Source organism: Streptomyces jumonjinensis (assembly GCF_009600885.1).
Lineage (GTDB): Bacteria > Actinomycetota > Actinomycetes > Streptomycetales > Streptomycetaceae > Streptomyces > Streptomyces jumonjinensis.
Window position 1 is genome coordinate 3,842 of the sequence record NZ_VCLA01000190.1, and the last position, 9,007, is coordinate 12,848.

The following is a 9,007-nucleotide window of genomic DNA, read 5'->3' on the forward strand; positions in this document are numbered from 1 at the left end:
CCGGCTGGGCGGCCCGTTCGACCCGGCCGCCCGCACCGGGCCTCTGATCTCGGCCGCGCACCGCGACCGGGTCGAGGCGTATGTGGCGGCGGGGCTGGCCGAGGGGGCGGTGCTGCGCTGCGGCGGCACAAGACCCGCCGACCCGGCGCTCCGTGACGGCTTCTACTATCCGCCGACCGTGCTGGACGAGTGCGGGCCGGGGATGTCCGTGGTCCGTGACGAATCGTTTGGCCCGGTGCTGACCGTCGAACGCTTCCGTACGGAGGACGAGGCGGTGGCGCTGGCCAACGACACGGTCTACGGGCTGGCCGGGGCGGTCTGGACCCAGGACGGGGAGCGGGCCCACCGGGTGGCGGCCCGGCTGCGCGCCGGAACCGTATGGATCAACGACTTCCATCCCTATGTGCCGCAGGCGGAGTGGGGCGGGATGAAACAGTCGGGCTTCGGGCGTGAGCTGGGACCGTCGGGCCTGGCGGAGTACCAGGAGGCCAAACACATCTGGCGCAATCTCGCCCCGCGCCCGCAGGGCTGGTTCTCATGAGCGCGGGCGACGGCGGGCGCGCGGAGGAGACCGGCGCCCCCGAACGCCCCGGGCAGGGGGGAGCGCACCGGGACGACGAGGCGCTCGGTCTGCTCGGCTACCGGCCCGGGCTCAGACGCACCCTCGGCACCTTCCACACCTTCGCCGCCGGGATCAGCTATATATCCATCCTCACCGGAACCTTCCAGCTGTTCTACTTCGGTGTCGCGTTCGGCGGCCCGGCGTACTGGTGGTCCTGGCCGCTGGTCTTCGCGGGGCAGCTGACGGTGGCGCTCTGCTTCTGCGAGCTGGCGGCCCGCTATCCGGTGGCGGGGTCCGTCTACAACTGGGCCAAGACGATGGGCGGCCCGCACACCGGCTGGCTCGGCGGGTGGATGATGCTCACCGCGACCATGGTGACGCTGGCCGCGGTCGCGCTCGCCTATCAGCTCACGCTGCCGCAGATCGACGACTGGTTCCAGTTCGCCGGCGACGGCAGCGGTCCCTCGGACGCCGCCGCCAACGCGGTCCTGCTCGGTTCGGCGCTCATCGTCTTCTCCACCCTGGTGAACGCCTTCGGGGTGCGGCTGATGGCCCGTATCAACTCCGCCGGGGTGTTCATCGAGCTGATCGCCGCCGTCGCGCTGATCGTGCTGCTCGCGGCGAGCGTCACCCGCGGCCCGGCGGAGGCTCTCACCGACACCCAGGGGCTCGGCGGCGAGCACTCGCTCGGCTACTTCGGCGCGTTTCTCACCGCCTCGCTCGCCTCGGCGTATGTCATGTACGGATTCGACACCGCGTCCTCGCTCGGTGAGGAGTCCCTCGACCCGAGCCGTAACGCGCCGCGCGCCATTCTGCGCGCCCTGGTCGCCTCCTTCCTGCTCGGCGGGCTGATTCTGCTGTTCGCGCTGATGGCGGTCCCGGATGGGGCGGCGAAGGAGCTGGCCGCGGGCGGGCTTCAGTTCGTGGTCCTGGAGACGCTGGGCGCCACGGTGGGCGAGATCGTGCTGTGGTGTGTGGTCGTGGCGATCACCGTCTGTGTGCTCGCCGTCCACGCGGCCGGGATACGGCTGATGTTCGCGATGGCACGGGACAACAATCTGCCTGCCGGCTCACAGCTGGCCCGGGTCTCCGTCCGCTTCGGCACCCCGGTGGCGCCGGCCGTGGTGATCGGCGTGGTCGGAATCTGCGTCCTGGTGCTCAATGTCAATCAGCCGCAGATCTTCTCGGTGATCACCAGTATCGCGATCATCATGGTCTATCTGGCGTATCTGCTGGTCACGGTGCCCATGCTGATACAGCGGCTGCGCGGTGGCTGGCGTCCCGCCGAGGGCGCGTTCTCCCTCGGCCGCTTCGGGCTGCCCGTCAACGCGGTGGCGGTGGTGTGGGGGATCGCGATGTCCCTCAATCTGGCCTGGCCGCGCGCCGAGGTCTACAACGCCACCGGTGAGCAGCACTGGTATCTGCGGTGGGGCGCGTTCCTGTTCATCGGCGCGGTGGCGGCCGGGGGCTTCGCCTACTACTGGTTCGTCCAGCGGCACCGTACGGGTGTGCTCGACGAGCACCGGGCCCGTCCACCCGCGCGCTGACCCGCCTCGCCCTCCCCTTTCTCCGTCCATCGCTCTGCCCATCTCCCTGTCCATCTCCCTGCCCATCTCCCTGTCCATCTCCCTGCCCATGAACGCGTTCTGGAGACCTACATGCCCGCAGTGAGCAGTCCAGTCCCCGAGTACGACTACGTGGTGGTCGGCGGCGGCACCGCAGGCGCCGTCATCGCCGCGCGGCTCTCCGAGGATCCGGGGGTGAGCGTCTGTGTGCTGGAGGCGGGCCCCTCCGACGTCGGTGACGAGAGCATTCTGCGGCTCGACCGGTGGATGGCGCTGCTGGAGTCGGGCTACGACTGGGACTATCCCGTCGAACCGCAGGAGAACGGCAACGATTTCCTGCGCCATGCCCGTGCGAAGGTGCTCGGAGGCTGCTCTTCGCACAACTCCTGTATAGCGTTCTGGGCCCCCGCCGAGGATCTCGACGAGTGGGCGGCGATGGGCGCGACCGGCTGGGGCGCCGAGGACTGCTTCCCGCTCTACCGGCGGCTGGAGAGCAACGACGCTCCGGGCGGACACCACGGCCGCTCCGGTCCGGTCACCATCCGTACGATCCCGCCGAACGACCCGTGCGGCCGTGCTCTGCTGGCGGCCTGTGCGTCGGCGGGCATCGCGACCACCCCCTTCAACAGCGGTACGACGGTGCTGCGCGGCGCCAACTGGTTCCAGATCAACTCCCGTGCGGACGGAACCCGCTCCTCGGCCTCGGTGTCGTATCTCCATCCGGTTGTCGACAGCCGCGCCAACCTCGACATACGGACCGGAGTACAGGCCAAACGGCTGCTCTTCGGGGAGGGGGGACGGTGCGAGGGGGCCGAGTTCCTCCTCCCGGACGGTCTGCGCACCGCGGCGGTCCGGGCGCGCCGTGAGGTGATCGTCTCCTGTGGCGCGATCGACTCGCCGAAGCTGCTGATGCTCTCGGGGATCGGACCCGCCGCCCATCTGCGTCAGACCGGTGTGGAGGTGAGAGTCGACTCACCGGGTGTGGGGTCCCATCTCCAGGACCACCCGGAGGGCGTGATCATGTGGGAGGCGAAGCAGCCCATGGTCAGCGCCTCGACGCAGTGGTGGGAGATCGGCGTCTTCGCCGATACCGAGCCCGGTCTGGACCGGCCGGATCTGATGTTCCACTACGGCTCGGTGCCGTTCGATCTCAACACCTACCGGCGTGGCTATCCGACCTCGGACAACGCCTTCTGTCTCACCCCGAATGTCACCCGGGCCCGCTCCAGGGGCACGGTCCGGCTGCGGACGCGTGACTTCCGGGACAAGCCGAGGGTCGATCCCCGCTACTTCACCGACGAGCACGACATCCGGGTGATGACCCGGGGCATGCGGCTGGCGCGCGAGATCGTGGCGCAGACGCCGATGGCGGAGTGGGCGGGCCGGGAGCTGGCACCCGGGCCCGCGCATCGGACGGACGACGAGTTGTTCTCGTACATCCGCCAGACCCACAACACCGTCTACCACCCGGCCGGCACCGTGCGGATGGGAGCGGCGGACGACTCCGGCTCCCCGCTCGATCCCGAGCTGCGGGTCAAAGGGGTGCGCGGTCTGCGGGTGGCGGACGCCTCGGTGATGCCGACGCTGACGACGGTGAATCCGTGCATCACGACCATGATGATCGGCGAGAGGTGCGCCGATCTGATCAAGGCGGGCTGACCCGGGGCCGTTCCGGGCCGGCCCGGAACGGCCCCGGGTCGCGCAACCTCTTCGCAACGTAGGCGTCCCTAACCTCCCGGTGAACGTCGTTCGACGGAGAACGGCGTCGTCACCGGGAGGCCCTGGAGATGACCCGCTACGCAGCGCCCGGCAGTGAGGGCGCGATCGTCTCGTACCAGTCCCGCTACGACCACTGGATCGGCGGTCAGTACGTTCCGCCGGCCCGGGGCGGGTACTTCGAGAACCCGAGTCCGGTCAACGGCCGCCCCTTCACCGAGATCGCCCGCGGCACCGCCGAGGATGTGGAGCTCGCGCTGGACGCGGCCCATGCGGCGGCGCCCGCCTGGGGCCGTACGTCGGCCGGCGACCGCGCCACGGTCCTGTTGAGGATCGCCGACCGGATGGAGGCGAACCTTGAGAAGCTGGCGGTCGCCGAGAGCTGGGAGAACGGCAAGCCGGTCCGCGAGACGCTGGCCGCCGACATTCCCCTCGCCATCGACCACTTCCGCTACTTCGCCGGCGCGCTCCGCGCCCAGGAGGGGTCGCTGAGCGAGATCGACGACGATACGGTCGCCTACCACTTCCATGAGCCGCTGGGGGTGGTCGCGCAGATCATCCCGTGGAACTTCCCGATCCTGATGGCGACCTGGAAGCTGGCCCCCGCGCTGGCGGCGGGCAACGCGGTGGTCCTCAAGCCCGCCGAGCAGACCCCCGCCTCCATCCATCTCTGGCTGAGCCTGGTGGCCGATCTGCTCCCCGACGGTGTACTCAACATCGTCAACGGCTTCGGCGTGGAGGCGGGCAAACCGCTGGCGTCCAGCCCCCGGGTGGCGAAGATCGCGTTCACCGGGGAGACCACGACCGGGCGGCTGATCATGCAGTACGCCTCCGAGAACATCAAACCGGTCACCCTGGAACTGGGCGGCAAGTCGCCGAACCTCTTCTTCGACGACATCTGGGCCGCCGACGACGAGTTCCGCGACAAGGCGCTCGAAGGGTTCACCATGTTCGCCCTCAACCAGGGCGAGGTGTGCACCTGTCCGTCGCGCGCACTGATCCAGCGCGGTCACTACAGCGAGTTCCTCGAGGCCGCCATCGCCCGCACCGAGCGCATCGTGCGGGGCCATCCGCTGGACACCGACACGATGATCGGCGCGCAGGCGTCCAACGACCAGCTCCAGAAGATCCTGTCGTACCTGGACATCGGCCAGCAGGAGGGCGCGAAGATCCTGACCGGCGGTCAGCGCATCGAGTACGACGGGGACATGGCCGGCGGATACTACGTCCAGCCGACGATCTTCGAGGGCGACAACCGGATGCGGGTCTTCCAGGAGGAGATCTTCGGCCCCGTCGTCGCCGTCACTTCGTTCTCGGACTTCGACGACGCCATCAAGACGGCCAACGACACGCTGTACGGTCTCGGCGCGGGCGTCTGGACCCGCGACGTCAACACCGCCTACCGGGCGGGCCGCGCCATCCAGGCAGGCCGGGTCTGGACCAACTGCTACCACGCCTATCCGGCACACGCGGCGTTCGGCGGCTACAAGCAGTCGGGGATCGGCCGCGAGAACCACCGGGTGATGCTGGAGCACTATCAGCAGACCAAGAACTTGCTGGTGTCGTACTCGCCGAAGAGGCTCGGTTTCTTCTAGACGTGAGAAAAGGGTGCCTGAGCTGGGATGATTCCCGTCGGGCACCCTTCACGGAGTCGCGTCGGACAGCGAGCCCAAGTGACGCCCTACTCCCGATTCCTCCCGCCCGTATCCCGCCTCCGACAGGGTGTGCGGTCCGGCCGAAAGGGAGTCGAGCTCGACCCACAGCCCGCCGCGGCCGGTCACCTCCGGCGGGCGGTCAGAACCAGTATTGCGAGGGCGTTCCGTAGCATGAGCTCTGCACGACGCTCGCGCCGTCCGCCGTGCTGCCGCCGAGGACCTCCAGGCACTTCTGGGAGTGCTCGTTGACGATCTGATAGGCGCCGCTGCTGTTATCGAAAAACGCGCGCCATTTCTGCCATTTCATACCGTTGCACGTCCGCTGCGCGATGATCGCGCCGTCGGCCGTGCTGCCGTTCGCGGCGTCCAGGCACATACCCGAGTGGTGATTTCTGATCTCTGTCAGCTTTCCGCTGACTTCATTCACCCAAAGCTGCCAGTTCGTGCCGTCGCACGTCCGCTGGGCGGCGGCTGCGGCGTAGGCCGTGCTGCCGCCCGGGATCTCCAGACACTTCATCCCGTTGGCGTTCTTCCAGTTCCATGGGGTGCTAAGGGCACCCGACCGACCGTTGTCCGCCGCCGCGGCGGCCGGAGTGGCCGCTGCCGCGAACAGCAGGAGCGCCACCGCCACCATCCTGATCCGCCCCGCTGTATGAACCTTCATTCCCGCTCCCTGGATCGCTCGAAATATCTGGCGGAATCCTCCTGCCCTCCCTCGGACCCGTCCATCCGGTCGCTGCGGGAACTGTCCCGATATCCGGCACGGCGGTCCGTTCCGCACTCCTTGACAGAAACCGGCCCGTGATCCACGGGGCGAAATCGGAACTTTTCCGGCCAGGGCGCGGGAACGGACCGGATCACTCGGCGGTGCCGTCGGAGGGGCACGCCCGCGCCGGCGGCGGGGTGGCCGGTGCACTTGAGCGGGCACGGGGGTGATGTGGTGCTCGATTCGTGCAGCGCCGGTTCACGGCCCTGGTGCAGATGGGCGACGGCGGGCGGCGCGGTGTGCGGTGACCACGTGGGCCCGTGGCCGCAACCGCTCCCCGAGTCCCCGAGTCCCCGAGTCCCCGAGGATGGTGTGGCGGGCGGTGACGCGGACGGCGGATCTGGGGCACACCGGCTCTCTGGGGTGTACCACCACCTTCGAGTGCAGGAAGGAGGTTGACTGAGACAGGAGAGCCGGGCCCGGCCGGTCACCGGGCACAGGGCCCCGGGGAGAGTCGCGTTCGCCCGGACTCGCCGCCGCAGTAAATGCGTACCCCTCGCCCGGACTTCCGGAATGGCCCGCCGCAGGTCGCGACGATCACGGTAGAGGCTCCGCCGCAGTACATCCGTTATTTACTGCGGCAGTTGCGAACACATCTCCGCGATCGGGCATCCGCCCGAATGCGGTTCCGCTGTGCGGACTTGAGGGGAGGGGACCGTCAGTGCCCGATGCCGACCAGGCCCGGCGTCAGCATGCTCATCTGGGTCATGCCCCCAGATCCTCCGTCACGGGCAGGCACTCGGCGAGCAGGTCGACGACGTCGTGCCAGGCTCGCTGCGCGTGCTGTGGGTGGTAGCCGACGCCGGGGACCACGGGGTGGTCGACCGGCGGGTGGTGGAAGGCGTGCAAGGCGCCGCCGTAGACCGTGAGGCGCCAGTCGACGCCCGCGGCCTGCATCTCGGCGGTGAACGCGTTCCGTTGCGCGGGCGGCATGATCGGGTCTTCCGACCCGACCCCGGCCCACACCGGGCAGCGAATGCGCGCAGCCTCGCCCGGTCGGCCCGTGGTCAGTGCGTTGACTGTCCCGATCGCGCGCAGGTTGACGCCGCCGCGCCCGAGTTCCAGCCCGACGGCGCCTCCGGTGCCGTAGCCGACGGCGGCGATCCGGTCGGGGTCGGTCCGCGGTTCGGTGCGCAACACGTCGAGCGCCGCATGACCGATGCCCCGCATCCGGTCGGGGTCGTCGAGCAGTGGCATGCAACGGGCCAGCATCTCCTCGGGGTCACCCAAATAGCGCCCGCCGTGAAGGTCGAAGGCCAGCGCTACGTATCCCAGCTCGGCGAGAGCATCGGCCCGGCGGCGCTCGACGTCGCTGAGCCCCATGCCCTCTGGTCCGAGCAGCACCGCGGGTCGGCGGTCGACACCGGCCGGGAGCGCGAGGTGCCCGATCATCGTCAAACCGTCGGCCGGGTACTCGACCGTACGCGTCGTAATCGCCGTAATCGCCGTCATGAGACTGGACTGTAGTGATCGTCGAGCCCGGTCCGGCCGGTGTTCTGCCGCTGGCAGAACAGCGCGGGTGTCCCTCTGAAATACGGCGAGGGCTCACAAGAACCGTCACAAATCCCGTTCCCACGGCAGCACTAGCGGATCGCCTGCCCAGGCCACGGTGTTGGAGGCTGACCCTCGCGGCAGGATTCTGGCGTATACCGTCCCGCTCCCGTGAAGGGCGTCACCAGCAGTTCACCTCACGGTTCAGGCGGCCTGGCCGAGACCGGCGGCGATCAGGTCCTGCTCGCGCAGCAGTGTGAAGTCGACGTCGAGTTTCGGGTCGTACGCCTCGGGCTGGATGTCGAGTTCGTGGGTGCGGTACTCGCCGAACCGGTTGATGTGCTCGGTCAGGTACGGCGAGATGTGCGCCAGGTCCTCCGGGTCGATCTCCCATCCCTCCTCCAGAAGCTGCCGCACGATCTCCGCGATGCCCAGGGCGTTGTGGAAGATCACCGCGTTCGTGAGCAGCGCGTCGAACTTCATCGCCTTCTCCTGCTCGATGGGGTCGTTGTCGGCGATGACGCCGCGGTTGCCGAAGCCGATCCACCGGGAGAACCGGTTGAACGACTCCACCCAGGCCCTCGGCTCCCCGGCCGCCGCCCGCGGCGGCCCGCTCACCCGCACCGAACGCCGGCACCGCGAACAGCCCGGATGCCGTCGCCTCGCCCGGTCGCTGGATGTGCTGTCGCCCGGTGGTCCCGCGAGGGAACAGCGGCTCGGGCACGTCGTGCGTCGCGGTGGGTTTCCTCCTCGTCGGCGGCACGGAGACCGTCATGCCGGCAGCGCCCTGGAGCACACCGTCACCCGCGTCAGGTCCGGCACCGGCCCGGCCGACCTGCCAGCCTGCCTGCCCGGGGAGACAGACCGCACCCCGCGCCGTGGTGCGCGCCGCTCGGGCCCGCCGGTTCGACTGGCTGGAGCGGGGCGGGCGGAGGCCCGAAAGTCCCCCGGGCTCTCAGCGGACCCGGGGCGTTCTCATCAGGCGCACCTCGTCCACCCCCAGCAGACCGAGGGGCGATACCCGGCCGACCCGCTGGTCCGGGTCGGCCACCAGCCCGGAGCCGCGGATCAGGTCCAGGACAAGCTCGGCCGGCCCCTGGCCATCTGGCGTCCTCAGCACCACTCCGAACAGTGCTCGAACGGCAGACGACCCGGGGTGGTTCGGGATCGACCGTCAGCCACGGCCTCTGCCAGGACGGCGGGTGCCGGATACCGCGGTGGATGAGATGTGGGGCTTGTGTGGCGGAATGGC

Annotated in this window: 8 protein-coding genes; 4 read left to right on the forward strand and 4 right to left on the reverse strand. The window is 69.4% G+C overall.

Annotation, left to right across the window (positions count from 1 at the left end):
* The 4 genes from FF041_RS29615 to exaC form a co-directional block, all read left to right on the forward strand.
* A partial coding sequence (locus FF041_RS29615; protein ID WP_153525691.1) for an aldehyde dehydrogenase family protein occupies positions 1 to 541 on the forward strand: 541 nt, incomplete at its 5' end.
* Positions 538 to 2,109: an APC family permease gene (locus tag FF041_RS29620; protein ID WP_153525647.1), complete on the forward strand. Its 1,572-nt coding sequence runs from the start codon at positions 538 to 540 to the stop codon at positions 2,107 to 2,109. The genes FF041_RS29615 and FF041_RS29620, both read left to right, overlap by 4 nt.
* A gap of 111 nt (positions 2,110 to 2,220) precedes the next feature.
* Positions 2,221 to 3,786 carry a GMC family oxidoreductase gene (locus tag FF041_RS29625; protein WP_153525648.1) on the forward strand — a complete coding sequence of 522 codons (1,566 nt, stop codon included), beginning with the start codon at positions 2,221 to 2,223 and terminating at the stop codon, positions 3,784 to 3,786.
* Positions 3,787 to 3,914: 128 nt separating this feature from the next.
* Positions 3,915 to 5,438 carry an acetaldehyde dehydrogenase ExaC gene (exaC, locus tag FF041_RS29630; RefSeq protein ID WP_153525649.1) on the forward strand — a complete coding sequence of 508 codons (1,524 nt, stop codon included), beginning with the start codon at positions 3,915 to 3,917 and terminating at the stop codon, positions 5,436 to 5,438.
* A gap of 199 nt (positions 5,439 to 5,637) precedes the next feature.
* On the opposite strand, the gene FF041_RS29635 is transcribed toward exaC, so the two are convergent.
* The 4 genes from FF041_RS29635 to FF041_RS29650 all read right to left on the reverse strand — a co-directional run bounded on the left by FF041_RS29635 (position 5,638) and on the right by FF041_RS29650 (position 8,875).
* On the reverse strand, positions 5,638 to 6,162 hold the full coding sequence (locus FF041_RS29635; RefSeq protein WP_153525650.1) for an RICIN domain-containing protein: 525 nt from the start codon (positions 6,160 to 6,162) through the stop codon (positions 5,638 to 5,640).
* 807 nt (positions 6,163 to 6,969) lie between these two features.
* Complete coding sequence (locus tag FF041_RS29640) at positions 6,970 to 7,707, reverse strand: dienelactone hydrolase family protein (RefSeq protein WP_323393107.1); 738 nt, start codon at positions 7,705 to 7,707, stop codon at positions 6,970 to 6,972.
* 252 nt (positions 7,708 to 7,959) lie between these two features.
* Positions 7,960 to 8,373 carry a Tn3 family transposase gene (locus FF041_RS38250; RefSeq protein ID WP_194292219.1) on the reverse strand — a complete coding sequence of 138 codons (414 nt, stop codon included), beginning with the start codon at positions 8,371 to 8,373 and terminating at the stop codon, positions 7,960 to 7,962.
* 337 nt (positions 8,374 to 8,710) lie between these two features.
* Positions 8,711 to 8,875, reverse strand: coding sequence for a hypothetical protein (locus FF041_RS29650; protein ID WP_153525652.1), 165 nt, complete (start codon positions 8,873 to 8,875; stop codon positions 8,711 to 8,713).
* Positions 8,876 to 9,007: the final 132 nt, after the last annotated feature.

Excerpts from the sequence above, each read along its gene's own strand:
- FF041_RS29620 (WP_153525647.1), top strand. The coding sequence starts at position 538 with ATGAGCGCGGGCGACGGCGGGCGCGCGGAGGAGACCGGCGCCCCCGAA.
- exaC (WP_153525649.1), top strand. The coding sequence starts at position 3,915 with ATGACCCGCTACGCAGCGCCCGGCAGTGAGGGCGCGATCGTCTCGTAC.
- FF041_RS29635 (WP_153525650.1), bottom strand. The coding sequence starts at position 6,162 with ATGAAGGTTCATACAGCGGGGCGGATCAGGATGGTGGCGGTGGCGCTC.
- FF041_RS29625 (WP_153525648.1), top strand. The coding sequence starts at position 2,221 with ATGCCCGCAGTGAGCAGTCCAGTCCCCGAGTACGACTACGTGGTGGTC.